Annotated in this window: 23 protein-coding genes; 18 read left to right on the forward strand and 5 right to left on the reverse strand. The window is 66.6% G+C overall.

Features of this window, described 5'->3' with window-relative positions; translation table 11 throughout:
• Positions 1-34 precede the first annotated feature (34 nt).
• Positions 35-667, forward strand: coding sequence for a hypothetical protein (locus EJP69_RS10170; protein ID WP_126469840.1), 633 nt, complete (start codon positions 35-37; stop codon positions 665-667).
• Positions 668-721: 54 nt separating this feature from the next.
• On the opposite strand, the gene ilvA is transcribed toward EJP69_RS10170, so the two are convergent.
• Complete coding sequence (gene ilvA, locus EJP69_RS10175; RefSeq protein WP_093196632.1) at positions 722-2338, reverse strand: threonine ammonia-lyase, biosynthetic; 1617 nt, start codon at positions 2336-2338, stop codon at positions 722-724.
• 50 nt (positions 2339-2388) lie between these two features.
• On the opposite strand from ilvA, the gene EJP69_RS10180 reads away from it, so the two are divergent.
• The gene (locus EJP69_RS10180) at positions 2389-3519 is read left to right on the forward strand and encodes a hypothetical protein (protein ID WP_126469842.1); all 1131 of its coding nucleotides are present in this window, start codon (positions 2389-2391) and stop codon (positions 3517-3519) included.
• Between the two features lie 118 nt (positions 3520-3637).
• On the opposite strand, the gene EJP69_RS10185 is transcribed toward EJP69_RS10180, so the two are convergent.
• Positions 3638-4876 (reverse strand): porin, encoded by a 1239-nt coding sequence (locus tag EJP69_RS10185; RefSeq protein ID WP_126469844.1) that lies wholly within the window; start codon positions 4874-4876, stop codon positions 3638-3640.
• 271 nt (positions 4877-5147) lie between these two features.
• Between EJP69_RS10185 and EJP69_RS10190 the strand changes: the two genes are divergently transcribed.
• Positions 5148-5597: an OsmC family protein gene (locus EJP69_RS10190; protein WP_126469846.1), complete on the forward strand. Its 450-nt coding sequence runs from the start codon at positions 5148-5150 to the stop codon at positions 5595-5597.
• Positions 5598-5607: 10 nt separating this feature from the next.
• Here EJP69_RS10190 and coq7 read toward each other — a convergent pair whose 3' ends face one another.
• Entirely contained in the window at positions 5608-6237 is a 630-nt protein-coding gene (gene coq7, locus EJP69_RS10195) for a 2-polyprenyl-3-methyl-6-methoxy-1,4-benzoquinone monooxygenase (RefSeq protein WP_126469848.1), read from the reverse strand.
• Positions 6238-6518: 281 nt separating this feature from the next.
• Here coq7 and EJP69_RS10200 point away from each other — a divergent pair, with 281 nt between their 5' ends.
• The 8 genes from EJP69_RS10200 (at position 6519) to ygiD (ending at position 15931) form a co-directional block, all read left to right on the forward strand.
• A complete protein-coding gene (locus EJP69_RS10200; protein ID WP_126469850.1) occupies positions 6519-7781 on the forward strand; it encodes a porin in 1263 nt (420 codons plus the stop codon).
• A 184-nt stretch (positions 7782-7965) separates the two neighbouring features.
• Positions 7966-8946, forward strand: coding sequence for an ABC transporter permease (locus EJP69_RS10205; protein ID WP_093196620.1), 981 nt, complete (start codon positions 7966-7968; stop codon positions 8944-8946).
• A gap of 1 nt (position 8947) precedes the next feature.
• Entirely contained in the window at positions 8948-10219 is a 1272-nt protein-coding gene (locus EJP69_RS10210; RefSeq protein ID WP_126469852.1) for a M20 aminoacylase family protein, read from the forward strand.
• A gap of 31 nt (positions 10220-10250) precedes the next feature.
• Complete coding sequence (locus tag EJP69_RS10215; RefSeq protein WP_093196616.1) at positions 10251-11834, forward strand: ABC transporter substrate-binding protein; 1584 nt, start codon at positions 10251-10253, stop codon at positions 11832-11834.
• 81 nt (positions 11835-11915) lie between these two features.
• A complete protein-coding gene (locus EJP69_RS10220; RefSeq protein ID WP_126471057.1) occupies positions 11916-12827 on the forward strand; it encodes an ABC transporter permease in 912 nt (303 codons plus the stop codon).
• 32 nt (positions 12828-12859) lie between these two features.
• Complete coding sequence (locus tag EJP69_RS10225) at positions 12860-13930, forward strand: ABC transporter ATP-binding protein (RefSeq protein ID WP_126469854.1); 1071 nt, start codon at positions 12860-12862, stop codon at positions 13928-13930.
• Positions 13927-14934: an ABC transporter ATP-binding protein gene (locus EJP69_RS10230; protein WP_093299785.1), complete on the forward strand. Its 1008-nt coding sequence runs from the start codon at positions 13927-13929 to the stop codon at positions 14932-14934. Before EJP69_RS10225 ends, EJP69_RS10230 begins: the two co-directional genes overlap by 4 nt.
• An 88-nt stretch (positions 14935-15022) precedes the next feature.
• Positions 15023-15931 carry a 4,5-DOPA-extradiol-dioxygenase gene (gene ygiD / locus EJP69_RS10235; RefSeq protein ID WP_126469856.1) on the forward strand — a complete coding sequence of 303 codons (909 nt, stop codon included), beginning with the start codon at positions 15023-15025 and terminating at the stop codon, positions 15929-15931.
• 27 nt (positions 15932-15958) lie between these two features.
• Here the strand turns inward: ygiD and zwf are convergent, their stop codons facing one another.
• Entirely contained in the window at positions 15959-17428 is a 1470-nt protein-coding gene (gene zwf, locus EJP69_RS10240) for a glucose-6-phosphate dehydrogenase (protein WP_126469858.1), read from the reverse strand.
• 178 nt (positions 17429-17606) lie between these two features.
• Between zwf and EJP69_RS10245 the strand changes: the two genes are divergently transcribed.
• The 4 genes from EJP69_RS10245 to EJP69_RS10260 are packed head-to-tail and all read left to right on the forward strand — an operon-like array spanning position 17607 to position 22624.
• A complete protein-coding gene (locus tag EJP69_RS10245; RefSeq protein WP_125948566.1) occupies positions 17607-18623 on the forward strand; it encodes an ABC transporter substrate-binding protein in 1017 nt (338 codons plus the stop codon).
• Positions 18624-20894 (forward strand): ABC transporter permease, encoded by a 2271-nt coding sequence (locus EJP69_RS10250; protein WP_126469860.1) that lies wholly within the window; start codon positions 18624-18626, stop codon positions 20892-20894. It begins immediately after the preceding gene.
• A complete protein-coding gene (locus tag EJP69_RS10255) occupies positions 20891-21949 on the forward strand; it encodes an ABC transporter ATP-binding protein (RefSeq protein ID WP_126469862.1) in 1059 nt (352 codons plus the stop codon). Before EJP69_RS10250 ends, EJP69_RS10255 begins: the two co-directional genes overlap by 4 nt.
• 12 nt (positions 21950-21961) lie before the next feature.
• On the forward strand, positions 21962-22624 hold the full coding sequence (locus EJP69_RS10260) for an HAD family hydrolase (RefSeq protein ID WP_126469864.1): 663 nt from the start codon (positions 21962-21964) through the stop codon (positions 22622-22624).
• Here EJP69_RS10260 and EJP69_RS10265 read toward each other — a convergent pair.
• Positions 22570-23250, reverse strand: a complete 681-nt coding sequence (locus EJP69_RS10265; protein WP_126469866.1) for a lipocalin family protein — start codon at positions 23248-23250, stop codon at positions 22570-22572. The genes EJP69_RS10260 and EJP69_RS10265 overlap by 55 nt on opposite strands.
• Positions 23251-23517: 267 nt before the next feature.
• Between EJP69_RS10265 and tal the strand changes: the two genes are divergently transcribed.
• From tal to EJP69_RS10280, 3 genes are all read left to right on the forward strand, one after another.
• Positions 23518-24471: a transaldolase gene (tal, locus tag EJP69_RS10270; protein WP_126469868.1), complete on the forward strand. Its 954-nt coding sequence runs from the start codon at positions 23518-23520 to the stop codon at positions 24469-24471.
• A gap of 2 nt (positions 24472-24473) precedes the next feature.
• The gene (gene pgi / locus EJP69_RS10275; protein WP_126469869.1) at positions 24474-26027 is read left to right on the forward strand and encodes a glucose-6-phosphate isomerase; all 1554 of its coding nucleotides are present in this window, start codon (positions 24474-24476) and stop codon (positions 26025-26027) included.
• A 144-nt stretch (positions 26028-26171) separates the two neighbouring features.
• Positions 26172-26504 (forward strand): DUF805 domain-containing protein, encoded by a 333-nt coding sequence (locus EJP69_RS10280; RefSeq protein ID WP_093196574.1) that lies wholly within the window; start codon positions 26172-26174, stop codon positions 26502-26504.
• Positions 26505-26544 lie beyond the last annotated feature (40 nt).

Raw genomic sequence — 26544 nt, forward strand, 5'->3', positions numbered from 1 at the left:
ATTCGGAAGGCGCGCTGCATGATAATCCGCGGCCATGACAAGTCCTTACTCCGCAGCCCGCTGGCATGCCCCACTTGCAACGACGGGGCTTTGGGCGCTGGCGGCCGGTGCCGCGGTGTTCTGGGCGCTTCGCCTGGCCTCGCCGACCGACGTGGTCGCGGCGGCTGCGACGATGCCCCGGCCTTCGGTGGCGGCGGACTCGGACTCGGTGGCGCGGCTGCTGGGCGTGCTGCCCGCCTCCCGCACGGCACCCGTCGCCCCGGAGGCGGCCAGCCGCTTCGCGCTGTCGGGCGTGGTGGCGGACCCTTCGAAGCAGGGTGCCGCACTGATTTCCATCGATGGCAAGCCGCCGCGGCCTTTCCGTGTCGGCTCGACGATCGGCGAGAGCTATGTGCTGCAGTCGGTGGGCCTGCGCTCGGCGACGATCGGCATGCAGGCCGACGGACCGGCGGCGTTCACGCTGCAGCTGCCGGTGCGCGCGCCGATCAGCGTGTCGAGCCCGGCGATGCCGATGGCCGTTCCGGCCGGGCCCTTGCCAGCGACGATGCCGGCCGTGGCTGCTCCGCCGCAAATGCCTCCGCAGCAGATGCAGCCACCGCAGTCCGGTAGCCTGTTGCAGCAATCGACGACGACGGAGCCTCCGCCGCAACAAGCTGCCGCCCAGTAGGCAGCAGTCTCCCGATGAAGGATGGAAGCCGGCCTTGCGCCGGCTTCTGCTTTTTCAGGCCTGCAGGAAGAGCCGGTACGCCGGGTTGGCGGTCTCCTCCACGTAGGGATAGCCCAGCGTCTTGAGGAAGGCGTCGAACTCGGCGGATTCGGCGGCCGGTACCTGCAGGCCGACGAGGATGCGGCCGTAGTCGGCGCCCTGGTTGCGGTAGTGGAACAGGCTGATGTTCCAGCTCGGCTGCATCAGGCTCAGGAACTTGAGCAGCGCGCCCGGCCGCTCGGGGAACACGAAGCGCAGCAGGCGTTCGTCGTGCGCGAGGCCGGTGCGGCCGCCCACGAGGTGGCGCAGATGCTCCTTCGCGAGTTCATCGTGCGTGAGGTCGAGCGCATCGAACCCGTGCTCGTTGAAAGTCCGCGCTATGACGGCCGATTCGCCGCGCGTCGAGGTCGTGAGGCCGACGAACACGTGGGCCTTCGCCGCATCGCTGATGCGGTAGTTGAACTCGGTCACGTTGCGCAGTGCGCCGCCGCCGGTGCCTGGAGCTTCAGAGTCGCTCGCGGGCATCTCTCCGATCAGTTCGCAGAAGCGGCGGAAGCTGCCGCGCTCTTCAGGGATGGTGACGGCGAACAGCGCCTCGCGCTCCTCGCCGACCTCGGCGCGTTCGGCGACGAAACGCAGCCGGTCGAAGTTCATGTTCGCGCCGCACAGGATCGCCGCGTAGGTCTCGCCATGACGACCGTGTTGGGCGACGTATTCCTTGATGGCAGCAACCGCCAGCGCACCGGCGGGTTCGACGATGCTGCGCGTGTCCACGAAGATGTCCTTGATGGCGGCGCAAACGGCGTCGGTGTCGACGGCGATGTAGTCGTCGACCAGGTCGCTCGCGATGCGGAAGGTTTCCTCGCCGACGAGCTTGACTGCAGTGCCGTCCGAGAACAGGCCGACGTCGGGGAGGTTCACGCGCTGATGCGCCGCGACCGATTGCATCATCGCGTCGGAGTCGTTCATCTGCACGCCGATCACCTTGACCTCGGGGCGCACGGCCTTGATGTAGTTGGCGACGCCGGAGATCAGGCCGCCTCCGCCGATCGCGACGAACACCGCGTCGAGCGGGCCTTGATGCTGTCGCAGGATTTCCATGGCGATGGTTCCCTGGCCTGCGATGACATCGGGATCGTCGAAAGGATGAACGAAGGTCAGGTTCTGCTTCGTCTGCAATTCGAGTGCGTGCAGATAGGCGTCCGAATAGCTGTCGCCATGCAGCACGATTTCTCCGCCGAAACCACGCACCGCATCGATTTTCAGTTTGGGTGTTGTCACCGGCATCACGATCACGGCGCGAGTGCCCAGCTTGCGCGCGCCCAATGCAACGCCTTGCGCGTGATTGCCTGCAGACGCGCAAATCACGCCGCTCGCCAATTGCGCGGGACTCAAATGCGCCATCTTGTTATAGGCACCGCGAAGCTTGAAGCTGAAGACCGGTTGCTGGTCTTCGCGCTTCAATAGAACGGTGCTGCCGAGCCGTTCGCTAAGGGCGCGTGCCTTCTCGAGTGCGGACTCGACAGCAACGTCGTAGACCCGGGCGTTAAGTATTTTTCTGAGATAGTCGGCGGGCGTCAGCGCTGTTTTAAGAGGTGCGTTTTGCACGATTTTTTCCAAGGGAGTTTTCATTTGCTAACTGCCGATGATAAGAGGCATCGAGATTGCATGCGAGATATGACATGGACACAAATGTCATAAACCTCTTCAACAAAGCCCCAGCTGCAAATGATTCGGGATTTTTTGGACGCACCTATCCCGCGATTCATCCGACCGCCGATCAAATTACAAATGAGCAGAATCTGTTATCAATTTCTGTCAGGGACCTTTCGAAGAGGCTGATGCAAGCGGAGGCCGCGCGCGTTCAGCGAAAGGAAATTGGGCGTGCCACATGGCAGGTGATGGGCAACAGATTGCGTGCGCACATCGTTCCGTTGCTGGGCGATGTGCCGGCGCAGTCGTTTGCAACGGCCGACGCGCAACGCTTGATTGATCACCTCGGGGAGCAGGGCTTCACGAGTACGACGATTGCCCAGTACCTGGTGCTGTTGCGCAAGGTCGTGATGCATGGCGTGCACATCGGTGTGCTCCGCGATGCGCCTGCGTTTCCGAAGGTCAAGGTACGCAGCCAGCCGCGCGGCAGCTTCAGCGTTGCGGAGTACCGCGCGATCATCAGGACCGCGCGCAGCTTGCGCGGACACTCGCATCCGGTGCTCGATCAACTCGGAGCTGGCGAGCGTTTCTGGATTGCGCGCGAGCTGCTCGTGATGCCAGACGAACTGCCCTGGCTTGTCCGATGGATGGTCAACACTTTCGTGCGTCCGAGCGACATCAAGTTCATGAAGCACAAGCACATCGAGGTCGTGCGCGGCAAGCACGTCTATCTGCGGATGAACCTGCCGGAGACCAAGCGGCACAGTCAGCCCATCGTGAGCCTGTGCCCGGCTGTGCGGGTCTATGAATGTCTGCTCGCCTATCGAGAAGAGCACGGATACGGTGGAGCGGAAGACTACGTCTTCATGCCGCAGCTGAAGAACCGCGAACACGCGCTCGCGGTGCTCAACTTCTTCTTTCACTGGGTGCTCGAGAAGGCAGGGCTCGAAAAAGGACCACTGGGTCAATCGAGGACGCTGTATTGCTTGCGCCATACCGCGATCACGCTGCGGCTTCTGTACGGGCAAGGGATAGACATGCTGACCTTGGCGCGCAATGCACGTACGAGCGTCAACATGGTCGAGCGTTTCTACGCATCGGTGTTGAGCGGAGAAATGAATGTGGGGTTGCTGCAGAGCCGGCGTAGCCGGGCGAGCTGAAGGGCGGAAAGAGAAAAAAGCCGCCCGGCATTGGCCGGGCGACTTGAGGCTTTGTTGCCGCGTCGAACTGGCGAGAGCCAGCATCGGGGTCAAACAGAAAGCGTGAAAGGCACGACGATCAGAAGGCGTGGCGAATGCCGAAGTCGTAGCCCGTCGAGGTCTTCGGCGTGAACACGCCTTCCGAGGCCTTGTAGAAACCCGGGCCGCCTACCGTCAGTGCTGCGCCGTTCTTGTTGCTGACGCGAGCGATCGTTGCGTAGAGGGCCGTGCGCTTGGACAGGTTGTGCACGTAGCCCAGGGCCAGCTTGTTGGCTCTCGGATCCGCTGCTCGCGGCGTGAAGAGGACGGCGGGTCGGTTGTAGTCGTACTTGACGGCCGAGTAGGAAGCACGAATGAGCCCTGCGCCGACGGGTACGGTTACGCCGAGCAGGTAGCCGTTCAGATCCACGTCGGGGCGAGCTCCGGTGACGGGCGTGACCTCGTAGTCGCGCGAGTTCTTGGCGCGCGACAGTTCGCCGAACAGCTTCACAGGACCGAAGTCGTACGAAGCGCCCAGGTTGAAGGTCTTCACCGAGTCGGTGGTGCCTGCGTAGTACTGATCGGCAACCGTGCTGTTGCCGTAAGACACCGCCACGTCCAGAGGGCCGTTCGCATAGCCGAAGCGCCCACCGATGTAGCGGCCCGCGCGGCTCTTCGAAGTTGCGCTGTCCTTGGGAGTGAAGCCGCCATTGCTGTACTTGTCGTTCTCGTGGAACGCGTACATCACCTGGCCATAGAAGCCGCCGAGGTTCGATGGCAGGAAATAGCCGATCGAGTTGCTGGCGCGGGCATAGTTCTGGTTCCCGCCGAAGCCGCCGGTGTCCTTGGCTCCGTAGGTGTCTGCGTTGAAGCCGTTGGCCGTATTGATCAGGTTGGCGCCGACGCCGTTGGTGCCGAACGGGTCGAACACGGTGTCGTTCCAGAACGTCGGCGTGTAGTCGCGACCCAGTCGGATTTCGCCGAAGCCACCCGAGAGGCTCACGGTTGAGCGACGTACGAAGCTTGCAACGCCGGTGGCGCCGTCGTCGTTGGTGATGGGGGCTTCGAGCCAGAAGCTGGCTGCGAGGCCGCCACCCAGGTCTTCCGTGCCGCGGAAGCCCAGGCGGCTGGAGTTGTAGCCGGAGTTGACCAGCGCGGTGCGGCGAACCTTCACGCTGCCCTGGTTCGTATAGGTGGGAGCGCCGAAGCTGTTGCGCAGGACGGTAGGCTTCAGGTCGCGCGAGCTGGACGAGTAACCGCTGATCGACGCGTCGACCACACCAAACAGCGTGACGGACGACTGAGCCGAGGCAACGCCGGCAACAGCCAGGGCAGCCAGAGCAACTGCCCTTCCGGTGCGGAAACTAGAGTGGTTTCCGGGCCGGCCGGGGTGGGTTGGGCAGAAAAAAGCCCCGAGCTTTGCAGCTCGGGGCTAAATCCACCAATTGGAAGGGTGGAGGAGACAACTGGGTGCGCATACGTTTGCGCAATGAAATAAAGTATATCGGCTGTTTGTTGCGTTGCAACAAGCGAGTGATGCTTTTCCCACACATAAATGGATGCTGGCGTGCATTTTGCCCTGCATCCAACACCTGGAAGCCCGAAAAACCATGGAATGCACAGTAAGTTGGACCGGAGACGCAGGCACGCGATCGGCCATGGGCTTTGTTGCCGAGACCGGCAGCGGCCACGTCCTGATGATGGATGGCGCCCCTGACGCCGCAAAGCCCGAGAACGGCGGCCAGAATCTTGCGGCAAGGCCGATGGAGACAGTTCTGGCTGGTACCGGGGGGTGCACCGCCTATGACGTCGTGCTCATCCTGAAGCGCGGGCGGCATCGCGTCGAGCGTTGCAGCGTCAAGCTGACCAGCGAGCGCGCCGAAAAAGACCCCAAGGTCTTCACGAAAATCCACATGCATTTCACCGTGGCGGGCAAGGGGATTCCGGCGTCGGCCGTGGAACGCGCGATTGCCCTGAGCCACGAAACCTACTGCTCCGCCAGCATCATGCTGGCAAAGACGGCAGAGATCACCACCAGTTTCGACCTGGTCGAAACCTGAGTCGGGTGGTCTAGATGCGGTGCGCCAGCGTGGTCATCACGCGGGACGCCACCCGCATCAGCGCCTTGGCCGGCGCCGGGAGTTCCGCCGCGCCGGCGTCGACGGCCTGGGATGCGTGGCGGGCTTCGTCGAGCTTCATCTGCTCCACAACTGCCCTGGATGAACTGTCCCCAGGGGGGAGGCGGTCGAGGTGGCTGTCCAGATGGGCCTCCACCTGGCGCTCGGTTTCCGCGACGAACCCCAGGCTCAACGGATCCCCGAGGCGACCCGCGACCAGGCCGAGGCCGAAAGCGCCTGCATACCAGAGTGGATTCAGGATCGACGGGCGGGCGCCCAACTCATCCAGTCGCTGCCGGGTCCATGCGAGGTGATCTGTTTCTTCGTGTGCCGCCTCCATGAAGTGAGCGCGCAGTGCCGGATCGCGTGCCACGGCCGCCTGGGCCGTGTACAGCGCCTGGGCGCAGACCTCGCCGACATGGTTCACTCGCATCAGCGCCCCGGCTTCCCGGCGATCTGCTTCGCTCAACTCGCCCGTTGCCTGAGGGGAGGCAGGAGTCGCCCGGGTTGCATGGGGACGGGCAAAAAGCGTGCGCAACGCCGAGTCCGCCGCGGTCAGAACTGAGTCGATCATGAGCGTCATGGGGCTATTTGAACGCACATGCGAGATGCCTCGCCGCGGCCCATGATTTTTCACATTGTGGTGCTTTGCGGGGCATAAGTCCTTTGTTGCAGGCGTGCAACGAAACGCGAGGGCCATCCAAGATTTCGGGCGATTTGTTTTGCCCTGCCGCAGCGGCTCTGGTGCAATAGCATCAACTTCCCAAAAGGAGGTTGGCCCGGGGTCCGGTGGGAGCACAAAAGTGCCAGTCACGGTGAGCCCTTCGCACCGGAGCCCTATGTTTAACCTTGGAGAAACTTGCAATGAAAAAATCTCTAGTTGCTCTGGCTGCCCTGGCTGTTGCCGGTGTTGCCTCGGCTCAGTCGTCCGTCACGCTGTTTGGTGTGGTCGACGCGTCGATCAGCGGCTACTCGAACACCGCGCGCGACAACCGCGCGACCGTTTTCCCCAACGCTTTCGGCATCCCCGTCTACCTGAACCAAGGTTCGGTCAAGACCAGCCGTCGTGAACTGGCTAACTCGGCTTACAACTCCAGCCGTCTGGGCTTCCGTGGTACGGAAGACCTGGGTGGTGGCCTGGCAGCCAGCTTCTGGCTCGAAGCCCCGATCAAGAACGACGACGGCTCTGAAGGCGTTGCAACGTTCGCTCGTCGCTCGACCGTGAGCCTGTCGGGTGGTTTCGGTGAAATCCGTCTGGGCCGTGACTACACCCCGACGTTCTGGAACGACACCGTGTTCGACCCGTTCGGCACCAACGGCGTTGGTACCAACCTGATCTCGACGGCCAACGGCACGTTCGGCGCTTTCGGCACCCCCGCTACCAGCGTCGGTTCGATCACCAACGTCGGTTCGAGCAACTACGTTCGCGCAAGCAACACGGTTGGCTACTTCCTGCCGCCGAACCTGGGCGGCTTCTATGGCCAAGTCCAGTACGGCTTTGCCGAGAAGACCAAGTACAGCTCGGGCATCTACACGCCTGACGTTGCTAACAGCCAGCGCCAAGGCCGTTACATCGGTGGCCGCTTCGGCTACGCAAACGGTCCTCTGGACGTTGCACTGGCTTACGGCAGCAGCACGGTTGGCGACAACTACTACGCTGGCACGACCACCAAGGTCAACACCCTGAACCTGGGCGCTTCGTATGACTTCGGTCCCGTGAAGCTGTTCGGTGAACTGTCGAAGGCCAAGAACAAGATCGACTACGAAGTGACCCCGCTGGCTGGCGGCCGTCCCGACGTCGATCTGACCGGCTACCTGCTCGGCGTGACCGTGCCGGTCGGCGCTGGCCTGATCCGCGCTTCGTGGTCGCACGTCAAGTACGACTACAACCTGCCGTTCAACCCGTTCGCCGTGAACAACGCCGATCCGAAGGCTAACAAGATCGCTCTGGGCTACGTGCACAACCTGTCGAAGCGTACGGCTCTGTACGCAACGATCGCTCGCGTCAGCAACAAGAACGGTGCTGGCCTGACCGTTGGTGGCCCGTCGTTCTACAACAACACCGCTGGCGCCTTCACCCCGAAGAGCTCCACCGGCTACGACTTCGGTATCCGTCACGCTTTCTAATCTGACGCTGGCGCAAGCCAGCTTCTGATGAAAAGCTCGAAAGCCACTCGACGAAAGTCGAGTGGCTTTTTTTCGTCCTGCCCCGAGCCGTATCCCCCGGGAAAGCACGATGCGCACCCCCGGGGAACCACCGTGCGGGCACGCACCTTGCACTGCTAGCATGCCCGTTCACTTTGCTTGCTGAATGATTGCCTTTGTACTGCGCCGCCTGATCCAGGCCGTGATCGTGATGATCGCGGTCGCGTTCATCGCCTTCCTCCTTTTCCAATACGTCGGCGATCCCGTCGTGTTCCTTCTTGGCCAGGATGCCAAGCCCGAGCAGATCCGCGAGCTGCGCGCCGCATTGGGGCTCGACCAACCCTTCTTCGTGCAGTTCTGGCACTTTCTCGTGAACGCGGCGCAGGGCGAGTTCGGCCTGAGCCTGCGACAGGGCGCGAAGGTGTCGCGACTGATCGGCGAGCGCTTCCCAGCCACGCTCGAGCTCGCGCTGGTTGCCGCAGTGCTGGCGCTCTTCATCGGCATCCCGATGGGCGTCTACACCGCGCTGCGCCGCGGCACCTTCATGAGCCAGGTGTTCATGACCGTGTCGCTGCTCGGCGTGTCGCTGCCGACCTTCCTGATCGGCATCCTGCTGATCCTCGTCTTCGCCGTCACGCTGGGCTGGTTCCCGAGCTTCGGCCGGGGCGACACGGTGAAGATCGGCTGGTGGACCAGCGGCCTCTTCAGCGCCGACGGCTGGCAGCACATCGTGCTGCCGGCGGTGACGCTGGCGATCTTCCAGCTCACGCTGATCATGCGGCTGGTGCGCGCTGAGATGCTCGAGGTGCTGCGCACCGACTACATCAAGTTCGCGCGCGCCCGCGGTCTCTCGAACCGTGCCATCCACTTCGGCCACGCGCTCAAGAACACGCTGGTACCCGTGATGACCATCACCGGCCTGCAGCTCGGCGGCCTGATTGCCTTCGCCATCATCACCGAGTCGGTGTTCCAGTGGCCCGGCATGGGCCTGCTCTTCATCCAGGCCGTGACCTTCGCCGACATCCCGGTGATGGCCGCCTACCTCTGCCTCATCGCCCTGATCTTCGTGGTGATCAACCTCGTGGTCGACCTGCTGTACTTCGTGGTCGATCCGCGCCTGCGCGTCGGCAAGGCGGGAGGGCACTGACATGGCGGCAGCCACGCCCATGGTCCCGCGCCTGAAGGCCTCCGGCCGCGCGTTCGCGCACATCGCGAACTTCTATCCCGAGATCACAGCCTTCCGCCGCGACCTGCACGCCCACCCCGAGCTCGGCTTCGAGGAGGTCTACACCTCCGGCCGCGTGCGCGAAGCGCTGCGTGCCTGCGGCGTGGACGAGATCCATGAAGGCATCGGCAAGACCGGCGTGGTCGGCGTCATCCGCGGCCGTTCGACGGCCAGCGGCCGCATGATCGGCCTGCGCGCCGACATGGACGCGCTGCCCATGCGCGAGGACAACGACTTCGGCTGGCGCTCCGCCTGCGACGGCCTCATGCACGGCTGCGGCCACGACGGCCATACGGCGATGCTGGTCGGCGCCGCGCGCTACCTGGCCGAGACGCGCGATTTCGACGGCACGGCAGTGCTCATCTTCCAGCCCGGCGAGGAAGGCTTCGCCGGCGCGCGCGTGATGATCGAGGACGGCCTGTTCGACCGCTTCCCGGTCGACGCCGTCTACGCGATGCACAACTGGCCCGCCATGCCGGCCGGCACCGTCGGCATCAACCGCGGCGCGATGATGGCCGCGGCCGACCGCATCACCATCGAGATCAAGGGCAAGGGCGGCCACGGCGCGCATGCCTACCAGACCGTCGACCCGGTGATCGTCGCGGCGCACATCATCACCGCGGCCCAGACCATCGTCTCGCGCAACGTGCGCCCGATCGACGCGGCCGTCATCAGCATCTGCGCGATGCAGGCGGGCGACCTCGGCGCGATGAGCGTGGTGCCCGGAGAGGCAACACTGGTCGGCACCGTGCGCACCTTCAGCTCGCGCGTGCAGGCGCAGGTCGAGCAGCGGCTCAACGAGCTGTGCACCGCCATAGCCTCGGGCTTTGGCGCCACGGCCAGCATCAAGTACGAACGCATCTATCCGGCCACCATCAACACCGCGCCCGAGGCCATGTTCGCGGCCGACGTGGCCGAGTCGCTGGTCGGTGCGCGCAACGTCGAGCGCAGCATGGAGCCCAGCATGGGCGCCGAAGACTTCTCTTTCATGCTGCAGAAGAAGGCCGGCGCCTACCTGCGCATCGGCCAGGACGTGCGCGAGGGCGCGTACCTGCACAACAGCCGCTACGACTTCAATGACGAGATCCTGCCGCTGGGCGCCGCGCTGCACGCCGGCCTGATCGAGCAGGGCATGCCGCTTGCCGCTACCCGCGGTGCGCAGCCAGGGAAAGCCGCCGCCACCGCGGTGACGTGATTTGTTTGATTCCAACCCGAGGAGTGTTCCCATGAGTTTCAAGAAGAATGTGGCCGCGGCCGCCGTTTTGTGCGCCTTGAGCGCCGTCAGCATGGTCGCCGGCGCGCAGACCATCCGCATCGCGAACCAGGGGGACGCGCTATCGCTGGACCCGCACTCGCTCAACGAGTCGCTGCAGCTGAGCGTCACGGCCAACGTCTATGAAACCCTCGTGGGACGCAACAAGGACCTGAGCCTTGCCCCCCTGCTGGCCACCAGCTGGAAGCAGACCTCGCCGAACGTCTGGCGCTTCGAACTGCGCAAGGGCGTGGTCTTCCACGACGGCACGCCGTTCACCGCCGACGACGTGGTGTTCAGCTTCGCCCGCGCCCAGGGCGACGGCTCCGACTTGCGCGCCACGCTCAGCGACATCAAGGCCGTGCGCAAGGTCGGCGATCTCGCCGTCGAGATCGAGACCAACGGTCCGTTCCCCATCCTGCCCGACGTGATCTCGCTCACCATGATCATGAGCAAGAAGTGGTGCGAGGAGAACCAGGCCACCAAGCCCGTCGACCGCCGCAAGGGCATCGAGAACACGGCCTCGTTCAAGGCCAACGGCACCGGTCCGTTCCGCGTGCGCGAGCGCCAGCCGAACGTGCGCACCGTGTTCACGCGCAACGGCACCTACTGGGGCAAGATCGAAGGCAACGCGCAGGAGATCGTCTTCACGCCCATCGCCAACCCCGCCACCCGCGTGGCCGCGCTGGTCTCCGGCGAAGTCGACGTGATGGAACCGGTGCCGGTGCAGGACATCGCCCGCATCAACGCCGCGCCCAACGCCCGCGTCATCACCGGCCCCGAGTTGCGCACCATCTTCCTGGGCATGGACCAGAAGCGCGACGAGCTGCAGTACTCGAACATCAAGGGCAAGAACCCGTTCAAGGACAAGCGTGTTCGCCAGGCCTTCTATCAGGCCATCGACATCGCCGGCATCCAGCGCACCGTGATGCGTGGCGCCTCGCGTCCCACCGGCCTGCTGGTCGGCCCCGGCATCAACGGCTGGAGCGCCGAGCAGGACAAGCGCCTGCCCTTCGACGTCGATGCCGCCAAGAAGCTGCTGACCGAAGCCGGCTACCCCAACGGCTTCGAGGTGTCGCTCAACTGCCCGAACGACCGCTACGTGAACGACGGCCAGATCTGCCAGAGCGTGGCCTCCAACCTCGCGAAGATCGGCGTGAAGATCAACCTCGTGGCCGAGACCAAGGGCACCTACTTCCCGAAGGTGCTGCGCCGCGACACCAGCTTCTACATGCTGGGCTGGACCCCGACCACCTACGACGCGCACAACGCGCTGAGCTCGCTCACTTCCTGCCCCGACGACAAGGGCACCGGCCAGTTCAACCTGGGCGCCTACTGCAACCCCAAGCTCGACGAGCTGACCAAGAAGATCCAGTCGGAAACCGACAAGACCAAGCGCAACGAGATGATCAAGGAGGCTTTCAAGCTCCACTCCGACGACATCGGCCACCTGCCGCTGCACCAGCAGTCGCTGGCCTGGGGCGTGAGCAAGAAGGTCGAGCTGGTGCAACTGGCCGACAACTTCATGTACTTCAAGTGGATGAGCATCAAGCCCTGATGCCGCCGGCCGCTTGCTGGTTGAACAGGGCGGCCTGATCATGGGCCCGCTTCTTGCGGGCCCATTCCTTTTTGCCTCATGATGAAAAAAACACTCGCCCGCTGGCTCGACAGCGATGTCGGCTACAGCTTTCGCACATCGCCCGTGGCCATGGTCGCGGCGGTGATCGCGCTGGTCTGCGTGTTCTGCGCGGTGTTCGCAGGATGGGTCTCTCCGCACAACCCCTTCGACCTCGCCACCCTCGAACTCGGCGACGCGCGGCTACCGCCCGCATGGAGCGCCGAAGGCTCCTCCAAGTACCTGCTCGGCACGGACGACCAGGGCCGCGACATCCTCTCTGCCGTCATCTACGGCGCGCGCATTTCGCTGATCGTCGGCCTGGTGTCGGTGGTCTTGTCGGTGGTGGTCGGCGTGGTGCTGGGGCTGCTGGCCGGCTTCTTCGGCGGCTGGCTCGATTCCTTCCTCATGCGCGTGTGCGACGTGATGCTGTCGTTCCCGCCCATCCTGGTGGCGCTGCTCATCGCTGGCGTCGGCCGAGCGCTCTTTCCCGGCGCGCACGAATCGCTGGCCTTCGGCGTGCTGATCATCTCCATCTCGCTGACCGGCTGGGTGCAGTACGCGCGCACGGTGCGCGGCTCCACGCTGGTGGAGCGCAACAAGGAATACGTGCAGGCTGCGCGCGTCACCGGCGTGGCGCCGCTGCGCATCATGCTGCGCCACGTGCTGCCCAACGTGCTGGGGCCGGTGACCGTGCTCGCCACGATCCAGGTGGCCACGGCCATCATCACCGAGGCCACGCTGTCCTTCCTCGGCGTCGGCGTGCCGCCCACTTCGCCTTCGCTGGGCACGCTCATCAGCATCGGCAACCAGTACCTGTTCTCGGGCGAATGGTGGATCACGGTGTTCCCGGGCCTGATGCTGGTGCTCATCGCGCTCAGCGTGAACCTGCTCGGCGACTGGCTGCGCGACGCGCTCAACCCGCGCCTGCGCTGAAGAGACAGAAGAAAGATAAGGAGAACGCCACCATGACGCTGCTCCAGGTCAAAGACCTCGTCGTCGAATTCCCGAACCGCCGGGGCACGCTGCGCGCGCTCGACCGCATTTCCTTCGACATCGCGCCGGGCGAGATCCTCGGCGTGGTGGGCGAATCGGGCGCCGGCAAGTCGCTCACGGGCGCGGCCATCATCGGCCTGCTCGAGCCGCCGGGCCGCGTGGCCGGCGGAGAGATCCTGCTGGAGGGCCAGCGCATCGACAACCTCGGCTTCGAGGCGATGCGGCCCATCCGCGGGCGCAAGATCGGCGCGATCTTTCAAGACCCGCTGACTTCGCTGAACCCGCTCTACACCGTGGGCCGGCAACTGGTGGAAACCATCCGCTCGCACCTGCCGGTGAACGAGGCCGAGGCGCGCAAGCGGGCCATCGGCCTGCTGCAGGACACCGGCATTCCCGCGGCCGAGCAGCGTATCGACCACTTTCCGCACCAGTTCTCCGGCGGCATGCGGCAGCGCGTGGTGATCGCGCTGGCGCTCGCGGCCGAGCCAAAGCTCATCGTGGCCGACGAGCCGACCACCGCGCTCGACGTGTCGATCCAGGCGCAGATCATCCAGCTGCTCAAGCAGGTCTGCAAGGAACGCGGCGCGGCGGTGATGCTGATCACGCACGACATGGGCGTGATCGCCGAAACCTGCGACCGCGTGGCCGTGATGTATGCCGGCCGCATCGCGGAGATCGGCCCGGTGCACGAGGTCATCCACCAGCCCGCGCACCCCTACACCTCGGGCCTGATGGGCTCGATTCCCGACATGACCAGCGACCGCGAGCGGCTCAACCAGATCGATGGTGCGATGCCGCGGCTCAACGCCATTCCGACGGGCTGCGCCTACAACCCGCGCTGCCCGCGCACCTTCGCGCGCTGCCTCGTCGAGCGGCCCGAACTCATGCACGCCGGCGCCACGCGCGCCGCCTGCTGGCTGCACGACGCGGCCGACCCGCACGCGGGCCAGGCCGAGATCGCCGCAAAGCACCACGACGCGCTGGCGGCCGGCGAGCGCGCCACGCCCGAGGCGGCCGAGCCCATCGTGGAGGTGACGCGATGAACGCCGTGGCAAGCGAACCGCTCGTCGTCGCTCAGGACCTCGCGCGCACCTTCGACGTTTCCCCGCCCTGGCTCAACCGCGTGCTCGAGCGCAAGCCGCGCGTGCTGCTGCACGCGGTGGACGGCGTGAGCTTCTCAATCGAGCGCGGCAAGACGCTGGCGCTGGTGGGCGAATCGGGCTGCGGCAAGAGCACGGTGGCGCGGCTGCTGGTGGGCCTGTATGCGCCCACGCGCGGCGGCCTGACCTTCGACGGGCAGGACGCGCACGCTGCGTTCAAGACCCCCGAGGGCCGCAAGCTGCGCCGCCGCATCCAGATGATCTTCCAGGACCCCTACGCGAGCCTCAACCCGCGCTGGATCGTCGAAGACATCATCGGCGAGCCGCTGCGCGAGCACGACATCCTGAGCGACAAGGCCGCGCTGCGCGAGCGCGTGGGCGAGCTGCTCAAGTCGGTGGGTCTCTCGCCGCTGGACATGAGCAAGTACCCGCACCAGTTCTCGGGCGGCCAGCGCCAGCGCATCTCCATCGCGCGCGCGCTCGCCACGCAGCCCGAGTTCCTGGTGTGCGACGAGCCCACCTCGGCGCTCGACGTGAGCGTGCAGGCGCAGGTGCTCAACATCATGAAGGACCTGCAGCGCGAGCGGGGCCTGACCTACCTTTTCATCTCGCACAACCTCGCGGTGGTGCGCCACGTGGCCGACCAGGTCGGCGTGATGTACCTGGGCCGGCTGGTCGAGGTGGCCGACAAGCAGAAGCTGTTCGCGGAACCGCAGCATCCGTACACCCGCATGCTGCTCGACGCCATTCCGCAGATGAAGCACACGGGCCGTTCGCGCACGCCCGTGCAGGGCGAGGTGCCCAATCCGCTGAATCCGCCCACGGGCTGCGCCTTTCACCCGCGCTGCCCGCACGCGAATGCGCGCTGCTCTTCCGAGCGGCCGAAGCTGCTGAGCCTCAAGGGCGTGCAGGTGGCCTGCCACGCGGTCGAGGAGGGGCGCATCTAGCGCGCGCTGATCCGAGCCGTTGCCCGATCTCCGGAAAAGTGTGCGTAAAGGCACTGCCTTGCGCCGGAGGCCGTTGCAGAGTCCCGCCATGCCATTGACGACGACTCTCGCAACGACCGAACTGGGCCGCCGCGGCTTCCTGATGGGAACAGCCGTGGGCGCGACCGCGGTGCTTGCCTCCCTGGCTTGCAGCGTGCAGGCCGCCGGTGCTGCCACTCGCCGCATGCCGGTGATCTTCATCGGCCATGGCTCGCCGATGAACGCCATCACCGACAACGCCTTCACGCGCCGGCTGGCGGCATGGGGCAAGGAGCTGCCACGGCCGTCGGCGATCCTCAGCGTGTCGGCGCACTGGCTCAGCCGGGGCGCCACCGGCGTCGGCATCCAGGAGCGCCCGAAGACGATCCACGACTTCGGCGGCTTTCCTCAGGCGCTGTTCGACATCGAATACCCGGCGCCCGGCCACCCGACGCTGGCCCGCGAGACCGTCGGCGTGGTGAAGCAGGCGCCGGTGATCGCCACCGATCAATGGGGCCTGGACCACGGAACGTGGACGGTGCTGAAGCACCTCTACCCCAAGGCCGACATCCCGGTGTTCCAGCTCAGCATCGACTACGACAAGCCGGCCGCCTTCCACTATGCGGTGGGCCGGGACCTGGCCGCACTGCGCGACAGGGGCGTGCTGGTGATGGGCAGCGGCAACGTGGTGCACAACCTGCGCGCCACCGACCGTGGAACGCCGGACGGCCCGAGCGCCAGCCGGCCGTGGGCGCAATCCTTCGACGATGCCGTGAAGTCGGCTCTTGCGGGCCGCGACGACCGCGCACTGGTCGACTACGCGAAGCTGGAAGGCGCGTCGATCGCGGTGGCGACGCCCGACCACTACTTCCCTTTCCTCTACGCCCTCGGCGCCGCCGGCAGCAGCGAGCGCGCGAAGACGGTCTACGAGGGATTCCAGTCGGGCACGCTCAGCATGCGTTGCCTGCAGTTCGGCTGAGCAGCGCGCCGAAGGCGGGAGCGGGCGTTACTGCTCCTCGCCCCAGGAGAAGCCGTCGCGCGCGATCATCGCGCTCGAGGCGCTCGGTCCCCAGGTGCCGGCCGCATAGGGGCGCGGGCCGCCGTCCGATTCCCAGTTGTCGATCAGCGGCTCGACCCAGCGCCATGCTTCTTCCTGCTCGTCGCTGCGCACGAACAGGTTGAGGCGGCCGTCGATCACGTCGAGCAGCAGGCGCTCGTAGGCGCCCACGCGCTCGGAGCCGAAGCGCTTGTCGAAGTCGAGGTCGAGCTGAACCGGCGCCAGCTGCGCGGCCGAGCTCTGGTGGCCGTTGCGCTGGCGGTTGTCCTGGGCCTGCGCGAGCATGTGCAGCTCCAGTCCGTCCTTGGGCTGCAGGTTGATCACCAGCTTGTTGACGTTGCCGGCCGGCGCGCGGTAGATGGCGTGCGGCGTGGGGCGGAAGTTGACCTCGATGCGCGCGTCGCGCGAGGCCAGCCGCTTGCCGGTGCGGATGTAGAAGGGCACGCCGGCCCAGCGCCAGTTGGCGATCTCGGTGCGCAGCGCCACGAAGGTCTCGGTGCGGCTGTCGGGGTTCACGCCCGCCTCGTCGCGGTAGCCCGGCACCCGTTCGCCGTAGGCCGTGCCGGCCGTGTACTGGCCGCGCACCGCGTGCAGGCCCAGGCTCTCCGGCGTCCAGGGCTTCAGCGCCCGCAGCACCTTGAGCTTCTCGTCGCGGATGGCGTCGGCGTGCGCGTTGATGGGCGGCTCCATGGCCACGGCGCACAGCAGCTGCAGCGCGTGGTTCTGCACCATGTCGCGCAGCGCGCCGGTCTGGTCGTAGAAGGCGCCGCGCTTTTCCACGCCCAGGTCTTCGGCGATGGTGATCTGGATGTTGGAGATGTGCTCGCGGCGCCAGATGGGCTCGAACAGCGCATTGCCGAAGCGCATGGCGAACAGGTTCTGCACCGAGGGCTTGCCGAGGTAGTGGTCGATGCGGAAGACCTGCTTCTCCTCGAGCACCTTGCCCACGGCGGAGTTGATGGCGCGGTTGGAGGCCAGGTCGTGGCCCAGCGGCTTCTCGAGCACGATGCGGGTGCGCGGGCCGTTGAGGCCGGCCGCGGCGATCTGCTCGACCACCTGGGTGAAGAGCGCGGGGGCGGTGGCCACGTACATCACGACCGTCTTGGCGTCGCGCTGGTTGAGCAGGCCGGCCAGGCGGGCGTAGTCGTCGGGCTTGGAGAGGTCCATGCGCAGGTAGTGCAGCATGGAGGCGAACTTCTTGAACTCCTCCGGCGAGGGGCGCTTGGCGCCTTCGACCGCGCTGAAGCGCGACTGGATCAGCTCCCGGTACTGGTCGTCCGACAGGTCGTCCCGCGCCACGCCGACGATGCGGCCGTCGGGGGGAAGGCTGCCGTGCCGGAATGCCTGGAACAACGCGGGCATCAGCTTGCGCCACGCGAGATCGCCAGTACCGCCGAACAGAACGAGATCGAAGCTCATGAGAAAACTTTCCTTCCTTGTCTGAATGCCGAGCCGGGCCGCCTTGGTCGCGGATGCGACATGCCCCAGGCACGATGGTACTTGTACGGATTCGCCGGGCCTGTACTAAAGCTACGCTGGCCGATGGCCGCGAGGCCTTTTTTTATTGCCGAGAGCAGTACAGAGGAAGAGAGACCAGATGAAAAAAAGCAAGATTCTTACCGCAGCGGCACTGCTGGGCCTGTCGGCCGCGGCCTCGGCCCAGACCGTCAACGTGATCTGCTCGGTCCAGGCCGAATGGTGCAACGTGATCGCGACCGTCTACGCCCGCACCACCGGCGTGCGCATCAACATGGCGCTCAAGGGCTCGGGCGAGGCGCTGGCCCAGCTGATCGCGGAGAAGGACAACCCCAAGACCGACGTCTGGTTCGGCGGCACCGGCGACCCACACCTGCAGGCGGCCGAGCAGGGCCTCACGCTCGAATACAAGTCGCCCACGCTGTCGCAGCTGCATCCCTGGGCGCAGCAGCAGGCCAAGCAGTCGGGCTACAAGACGGTGGGCATCTACTCGGGCCCGTTGGGCTTCGGCTACAACCCCGAGCTGCTGGCCAAGAAGAAGCTGCCCGTGCCCAAGACCTGGGCCGACCTGCTCAAGCCCGAGTACAAGGGCGACATCCAGGTGGCCAACCCGGCCTCCAGCGGCACGGCCTACACCATGATCGCCACGCTGGTGCAGCTCATGGGCGAGGACAAGGCCTTCGACTACCTCAAGGCGCTGCACAAGAACGTGGGCCAGTACACCCGCTCGGGCACCGGCCCGATCAAGGCGGTGGCGCGCGGCGAGACGGCCGTGTCGATCAGCTTCGTGCACGACGGCCCCGGCGAGAAGATGCAGGGCTTCCCGGTCGAGACCATCACCCCCAGTGACGGCACCGGCGCCGAGATCGGCTCCATGAGCATCGTCAAGGGCGCGCGCAACCTCGACGCCGCCAAGAAGTTCTACGAGTGGGCCCTGACGCCCGGGGCGCAGGAGCTGGGCGCCGCCAACAAGCAGTTCCAGCTGCCGAGCAACGTCAACGCCAAGCTCGACCCGCGGATTCCCGACTTCAAGAAGATCAAGTTCATCAACTACGACTACGCCAAGTACGGCGCCAGCGCCGAGCGCCGCCGCCTGATCGCGCGCTGGGAAAAAGACGTCAATTCGCTGCCCCGATAAGTGGAAGCGCGTTCCATCGAAGGCGCGCCGGTCAACCCGGCGTCGCTGGCGGCGGCCCGGCGTTCGCAGCGCTGGGTCTGGGCGTGGGTCGCGCTGGGCCTGGCAGCCTACCTGCTGCTGCCCTGGTATGCGATCCAGGACTCGACCTGGTACGAGGCCGTTCCGCAGGTGTTCGGCCAGGCGGAGGGCGCCAACGGCCTGATGCAGGCAGCTACTCAGGGCCGCAGCTGGCTCTTCGTGGGGCTCGCCGGGCTGCTGCTGTGCGCCGTGGGGGCGTGGCTTCCGGCCGGCAGGGCGCAGGGGCGCTGGCTGCTCGCCGGCGGCCTGATCGGCGCCCTCGGGCTCGCCGCCACCGGCTTCACCATCGGCGCGCGCGGCTGGAGCGTGGCCGCGCTCAACACGCAGTTCGGCGAGCTGGCCATCAACCAGTTCGGCATCGGCGCGGGCGGCTTCGTGGCGCTCACGGCGCTGGTGCTGCTGGCGGCCTTCGGCATCGCGCGGCTGGGGCTCTTCAAGGGCGACCTGTTCGTTGCGGCGGCCGTCGTCGGCTGCGGCGTGCTGATGGCGCTGTTCATCGCCTACCCGGTGAGCAAGGCGCTGTCGGGCGCGTTCTTCAATGAAGACGGCCAATGGTCGATCGGCGCCTTCGTCGCCCGCGTGTTCACCGAGCGCATCTGGGGCCTGGGCTGCCTGTCCGGCGGCGTGCGCTGCGGCGTGGCGTGGAACACGCTGGTGCTGGCGCTGCTCACGGCCGCCGGAACCACCTTCCTCGGTACGCTGATGGCGCTGATGGCCGAGCGCGGCAGCAAGCGCGGGCAGGGCGCGCTGCGGGTGCTGGCGCTGCTGCCGATCATCACGCCGCCCTTCGTGGTGGGGCTGGGGCTGATCCTGCTGTTCGGCCGCGCCGGCATCGTCAACCAAGTGCTGGAGAGCGTCTTCGGCATCGAGCCCACGCGCTGGTTCTACGGCATGCCGGGCGTGCTGGTGGCGCAGCTCTTCGCCTTCACGCCCATTGCCTTCATGATCATGCGCGGCGTGGTGCAGGGCATTGCGCCCAGCCTGGAGGAGGCCGCGCAGATGCTGCGCGCCGACCGCCGCCGGGCCTTCTTCACCATCACGCTGCCGCTCTTGAAGCCCGGGCTGGCCAACGCCTTCCTGGTGGGCTTCATCGAAAGCATCGCCGACTTCGGCAATCCGGTGGTGGTGGGCGGGCAGTTCTCGGTGCTGTCGACCGACATCTTCTTCGCCATCGTCGGCGCGCAGTACGACCGGGGCCGCGCGGCCTCGCTGGCCTGGGTGCTCACGCTCTTCGCGCTCGGCGTGTTCGCGCTGCAGCGCGGGCTGCTCGGCAAGCAGAACTACACGACCGTCAGCGGCAAGGGCGACGCCGGCATCCCCATGGCGCTGCCCGACGGGGTGCGTCGCACCATTTACTGCATCGCGATGCCGTGGATCGCGTTCACCGCCGTGGTCTACCTGTTCGCCTTCGCGGGCGGCTTCGTGCAGACCTGGGGCCGCGACTACACCTTCACGCTGAACCACTTCAAGACCGCGTTCTCGCTGGAGTGGGGCCAGTTCGGGCTGGTGTGGGCCGGCACGGCGTGGAACTCGCTGATCACCACGCTCAAGCTGGCGGGCATCTCGGCGCCCATCACCGCGGCGCTGGGCCTGCTCATCGCCTGGCTGCTGGCGCGCAACGAGTTCAGGGGGCAGGGCCTCTTCGAGTTCGGCGCGCTGCTGGCCTTCGCCATTCCGGGCACCGTGCTGGGCGTGAGCTACATCCTGGCCTTCAACGTGCCACCCCTCGAGCTCACGGGCACGGGGCTCATCATCGTGCTGTGCTTCATGTTCCGGAACCTGCCGGTGGGCGTGCGAGCCGGCACCGCGGCCTTCAAGCAGCTCGACCGCTCGCTCGACGAGGCCTCGCTGATGCTGCGCGCATCGACCTCGCAGACGCTCTTCAAGGTGGTGCTGCCGCTCTTGAAGCCGGCGCTGGTGGCCGCGCTGGTCTACAGCTTCGTGCGCGCCATGACGACGGTGAGCGCGGTGATCTTCCTGGTCACGGCCGAGAACGAGCTCGCCACCACCTACATCATCGGCCGCGTGGGCAACGGCGACTACGGCATCGCGCTGGCCTACTGCACGGTGCTCATGATCCTGATGTCGCTGGCCATCGCGCTGGTGCAGTGGGTGGTGGGGGAGCGCAAGCTGGGGCGGCGAGGGTCCGCACAACAACACCAGGGACATCACAAGATGGAGGGGCTGACATGAACGGCATCGAATTCCGCAATGTCACCAAGCGCTACGGCGCGGACAAGAACGCGCCGCTGGCCGTCAAGGGCATCAGCTTCGAGGTGCCGGTGGGCACGCTCACCACCATCCTCGGGCCCTCGGGCTGCGGCAAGACGACCACGCTGCGCATGATCGCGGGGCTGGAGTCGCCGACCTCGGGCTCGATCTTCATGGGCGGGCGCGACGTCACCACGCTGGGGCCGGCCGAGCGCAACGTGAGCATGATGTTCCAGAGCTACGCGCTGTTCCCGCACATGAACGTGATCGAGAACGTGGCCTACGGCCTGCGCATGAGCGGCGTGAAGAAGGACGAGGCCGCGGCGCGGGCGCGCGAGGCGCTGCGAGGCGTGGGCCTGGTCGGCTTCGACGAGCGGCTGCCCAGCGAGCTCTCGGGCGGCCAGCAGCAACGGGTGGCGCTGGCGCGCGCGCTGGTGCTGGAGCCGGCGGTGCTGCTCTTCGACGAGCCGCTGTCGAACCTTGACGCCCGGCTGCGCCGCGAGATGCGCGAGGAGATCCGCGCGCTGCAGCAGCGGCTGAAGCTCACGGTGGCCTATGTCACGCACGACCAGAGCGAGGCGCTGGCGGTGAGCGACCAGATCATCGTGATGGACCACGGCGTGATCGCCCAGCGCGGCACGCCCGAGCAGCTCTACGGCCGGCCCGAGAGCGAGTTCGTGGCCGGCTTCATGGGCGAGGCGATGGTGTTCCCGGCGGTGGCCGAGGCCGACGGCAGCGTGGCGCTAGGCCCGCTGCGCCTGCAGCCGCGCTACGCGGTGGCGCCCGGCACGGTGAAGGTGGCGGTGCGGCCCGAAGCCTGGCAGATCGGTGCCGGCGGGGCAGTCGGCGCCTCGGGCGGCCTGCCGGCCACGCTGCGCAAGGCGGCCTACCTCGGCAGCTTCTACGAATACGGCTTCGACACCACCCTGGGGCCGGTCTTCGTGGTGTCGACCGACCTGTCCAGCCCGCTGGCGGCCGGCGCGCAGGCCACCCTGTCCCTGGGAGCCCATGGCGTGAGCGTGGTGCCCGGCGCATGAAACAATGGGGCCATGAACGTGGTTTTCGATCTGGGCGCCGTGCTGTTCGCATGGGAGCCCACGCGGCTGGTACAGGCCCATCTCGCCCAACACGCCCCCACTGAGGCCGCCGCGGCCGCCATGGGCCGCGCGCTTTTCCATCACGACGACTGGACCAGCTTCGACTGCGGCACCCGCACGCTGGCCGACTCCATCGCCCGCATGTCGGCCCGGCTGGCGCTGCCGCCCGAGCCGCTGTACGCCATGCTCGACGGACTCGGCGAGCGGCTGGAGCCCATCGGCGTCACGGTTGAGATGCTCGGCGAACTCATGGCCCACCGGGATGCCGGCCAGCCGCTGCGCCTGTACTACCTTTCGAACATGCCTTCGCCGTACGCGCGGGCCATCGAACGGCGGCACGACTTCATGCGGCGTTTCGACGGCGGCGTGTTCTCGGGGGACGTGAAGTTCCTCAAGCCCGAGCGGGAGATCTACGAGCTGCTGGCCATGCGCCACGGCCTCGACCCGGCGCAGACCGTGTTCATCGACGATTCCGCCGCCAATGTGGAAGCGGCGCGCGCCTTCGGCTGGCAGGCCATCCACTGCACCGCGCCGGCCATGCTGCCGTCGCAGCTGCAGCGCTACCTGCCGGTCAGCGTCACCTTGCCGGTGTCGAACCCCAGGCTGCGGGCGTAGTCCAGCTCGGCCTGCAGCAGCGCGTCTTCCAGGCGCGGGGCGCGCGACAGCACCCAGAGGTACTCGCGGTCGGGCGTGCCGACCAGCGACACCTGGTATTCGCGGTCGAGCTTCAGGATCCAGTAGTCGCCCCAGACCATGGGCAGCCAGCCGAGCCATGCCGGCGCGAATCGCACCTCCAGCCGGCCCGCGCCGGGCTGGCCCGCCACGGGCACCACGCGTGCGGTGCCGACGGCTTCGTCGAAATTCCCGTCTTCCCTGACGCAGCGGTTGCGCACCTGCACGGTGCCGTCCGGCTGCAGCGTGTATTCGGCGGTCACAGGGCCGGCGCACTGCTTCTGGAAACGGTTCGGCAGGCGGGCCTGCTCGTGCCAGAGACCCGCATACCGCTCCAGGTCGACCGGCGCCACCACCTGCAGCGACGCGCGCATCAGCGGTGCGCCGTCGGCCGGGCCGGCCGGTCTGCTCAGGCGAGCGCGGGCGGCACTTCGGGCCGCGCCCATCGTGAACCACGCAGCCACGCCCCCGACGACGAAGGCCGTGGCCATCGCGCCTATCGCGTTGCTGGTACGGCGGTCATCGAAGGGCTGGACGGCGGTGGCGCCGGGGCGCGGGCGTTGGGTCATGGAGGCACTCCTGAGGCTGAAGACATTCGGCGTAAGCCTCAGGCTAGCCAGCGCAGGTGCGCGCGACCGTAAGCCACGGACCACAGGCGCTGTAGGGCACGGGGGCGGGAAGATGGGCCGGGAAGACGGGCCGGGAAGATCCGACAACCCCACCGGCCGCAGGCTGATGGAGCCGCGTGGAAACCCGTGCTACGGTGCGCATGAAAACATCGGCCGGCGCGCAACTGCGTGCAGGTCTTGTCACAACCGGCACAGGATAATGATTTCATGAACCAACTCGATGCCCTCCGCCAGTGGACCACCGTCGTCGCAGACACCGGTGACTTCAAACAGCTCAGCATTTCCAAGCCGCAGGACGCGACCACCAATCCGTCGCTGATCCTCAAGGCCGTGCAGAAGCCCGAATACCGGCCGCTGCTCGACGAGGCCGTGAAGAAGCACGCAGGCAAGCCGCTCGACGAGGTCATCGACCGCCTGCTGGTGCGCTTCGGCACCGAAATCCTCTCCATCATTCCGGGCCGCGTCTCCACCGAGGTCGACGCCCGCCTGTCCTTCGACACCGCGGCGACCATCGCGCGCGGCGAGCGCATCGTGGCGCTCTACAAGGCCGAAGGCATCGACACCGAGAAGCGCCTGCTCATCAAGGTGGCCTCCACCTGGGAAGGCATCGAGGCCGCGCGCCAGCTCGAGCGCAAGGGCATCCGTACCAACCTGACGCTGCTGTTCTCGTTCGCGCAGGCCGTGGCCTGCGGCGCGGCGGGCGTGCAGCTCATCTCGCCTTTCGTCGGCCGCATCTACGACTGGTACAAGAAGTCGGCCGGCGCCAATTGGGACGAGGCCGCGAATGCCGGCGCCAACGACCCGGGCGTGAAGTCGGTGCGCCAGATCTTCGCGTACTACAAGCAGCACGGCATCAAGACCGAAGTCATGGGCGCGAGCTTCCGCAACGTGGGCCAGATCAAGGCCCTGGCCGGCTGCGACCTGCTGACCATCAGCCCCGAGCTGCTGGCCGAGCTGGCCGCGAGCAACGAGCCGCTGCAGCACGCGCTCGACGCCAAGGCCGCCGGCGCCGACATCGCCAAGGTGATCTACGACGAGGCGGGCTTCCGCTTCGCGCTCAACGAGGACGCCATGGCCACCGAGAAGCTGGCCGAAGGTATCCGCGCCTTCGCGGCCGACGCCGTGAAGCTCGAGAAGCTCATGCAGGAAAGCGGCAAGTAAAGATGGCCATGACCCTTCGCTGCGACCGCGCGCCGGCCTGGGCGCAACTGCAGTCCGCCTTCGAGACCGCCGGCCGCCAGTTCGACCTGCGCCATGCCTTCGTCGACGACGCGGGCCGCTTCGAGCGCTTCAGCCAGGAGGCGCCCTTCGTGTTCGCCGACCTGTCGAAGGGCCTGATCGACGCGCGCACCGAGGAGCTGCTCCTCAAGCTGGCCCGCGAATGCGGCCTCGAGGCGCACCGCGACGCCATGTTCGCCGGCGAGCACATCAACAACACCGAAGACCGCGCCGTGCTGCATACGCTGCTGCGCGCCCCGGCCGATGCGCCCACGGGCCCGAAGACGGCCAGCGAGCTGCGCGAGGTGCACGCCACGCTCGACGCGATGCTGGCCTATGCCGAGAAGGTGCGCGCCGACCACACGATCACCGACGTGGTCAACATCGGCATCGGCGGCTCCGACCTCGGCCCGCAGATGGCGGTGCTGGCGCTGGCCGAGTTCGCCGCGCCGGGCAAGCGCTTCCACTTCGTCTCGAACGTCGACGGCCACGAGCTGGCCGGCGTGCTGCAGGGCCTGGCGCCGGAGCACACGCTGTTCCTCATCGCCTCCAAGACCTTCACCACGGCCGAGACGATGACCAACGCGCAGTCGGCCAAGCGCTGGTACGAGCAGTCGGGCGGCACCGACATCGCGGGCCACTTCGCGGCGCTCACCACCAATGTGGAAGCCGCGAAGAAGTTCGGCATCGACACCACCTTCGGCTTCTGGGACTGGGTGGGCGGCCGCTATTCGCTGTGGTCGGCCATCGGCCTGCCGATCGCGCTGGCCATCGGCGCCGACGGCTTCCGCCGGCTGCTCGCGGGCGCGCATGCGATGGACGAGCACTTCCGCACCGCGCCGCTGGAGCGCAACCTGCCGGCGCGCCTGGGCCTGCTCGACGTCTGGTATCGCAACTTCCACAGGTTCACGAGCCGCAGCATCGCGCCGTACCACAGCGCGCTGAAGCGCGTGCCGGCCTACCTGCAGCAGCTCGAGATGGAAAGCAACGGCAAGCAGGTCGATGCGAGCGGCAAGCCGCTGGCCTTCGGCACCTCGCCGGTGCTGTGGGGCGAGCCGGGCACCAACGGCCAGCACGCCTACTTCCAAATGCTGCACCAGGGCACCGACGTGACGCCGCTCGAGTTCGTGGCGGTGCGCGATGCCTCGCACGACCTCGAGGGCCACCACCCCAAGCTGCTGGCCAATGCGCTCGCACAGGCGCAGGCGCTGATGGTGGGCAAGCTCGACGAGGGCGGCCACAAGAACTTCCCGGGCAACAGGCCGAGCACCTTCTTCGTGTTCGAGAAGCTCACGCCCGAGGCGCTGGGCGCCTTCCTCGCGATGTACGAGCACCGCGTGTTCACCAGCGGCGCGCTGTGGGGCATCAACAGCTTCGACCAGTGGGGCGTGGAGCTCGGCAAGGTGCTCGCCAAGGACATCGAACCGCGCCTCGCATCGGGCGACATCACGGGGCTCGATGCCTCGACCGCGGGCCTGCTGAAGCGGCTCTCGCGCTGATCCGGGGACGGCCGCAAGGCCGTTTCGGAGCCTTTTGTTTTAAGCCTGGCTATGGCTTCCGGCCGTATTTGCCGTTGAAAGACGCGTCGATATGATGGCCCGGGGAAATTTCCCTGGGACCAATCACAAAAGAGGAGTCGATCAATGGATTTTCAAACAGCGGTCAAGACCTGCCTGAGCAAGTACACGGACTTCACCGGGCGCGCATCGCGCTCGGAGTTCTGGTGGTTCGTGCTTGCGCAGCTGGTCATTCTCATCGTGGCAAGCCTGATCCATCGCTTTGTGTACGGCATCGCGGCCCTTGGCCTGCTGCTGCCCGCGCTGGCCGTGGGAGCGCGCCGCCTGCACGACATCGGCAAGAGCGGCTGGTTCCTGCTGCTGGCGCTCATCCCGCTCGTCAACCTCGTGCTGATCTACTTCTACGTGCAGCCGACGCAGCCCGAGTCGAACAGCTACGGCGAGCCGCCGACCGCCTGAGTTTCAAAAGAAGAAGAAAAGAAGAAGGGGCCGCGCAAGC

This window comes from Variovorax gossypii, from assembly GCF_003965815.1.
GTDB classification, from domain to species: Bacteria; Pseudomonadota; Gammaproteobacteria; order Burkholderiales; family Burkholderiaceae_C; genus Variovorax; species Variovorax gossypii.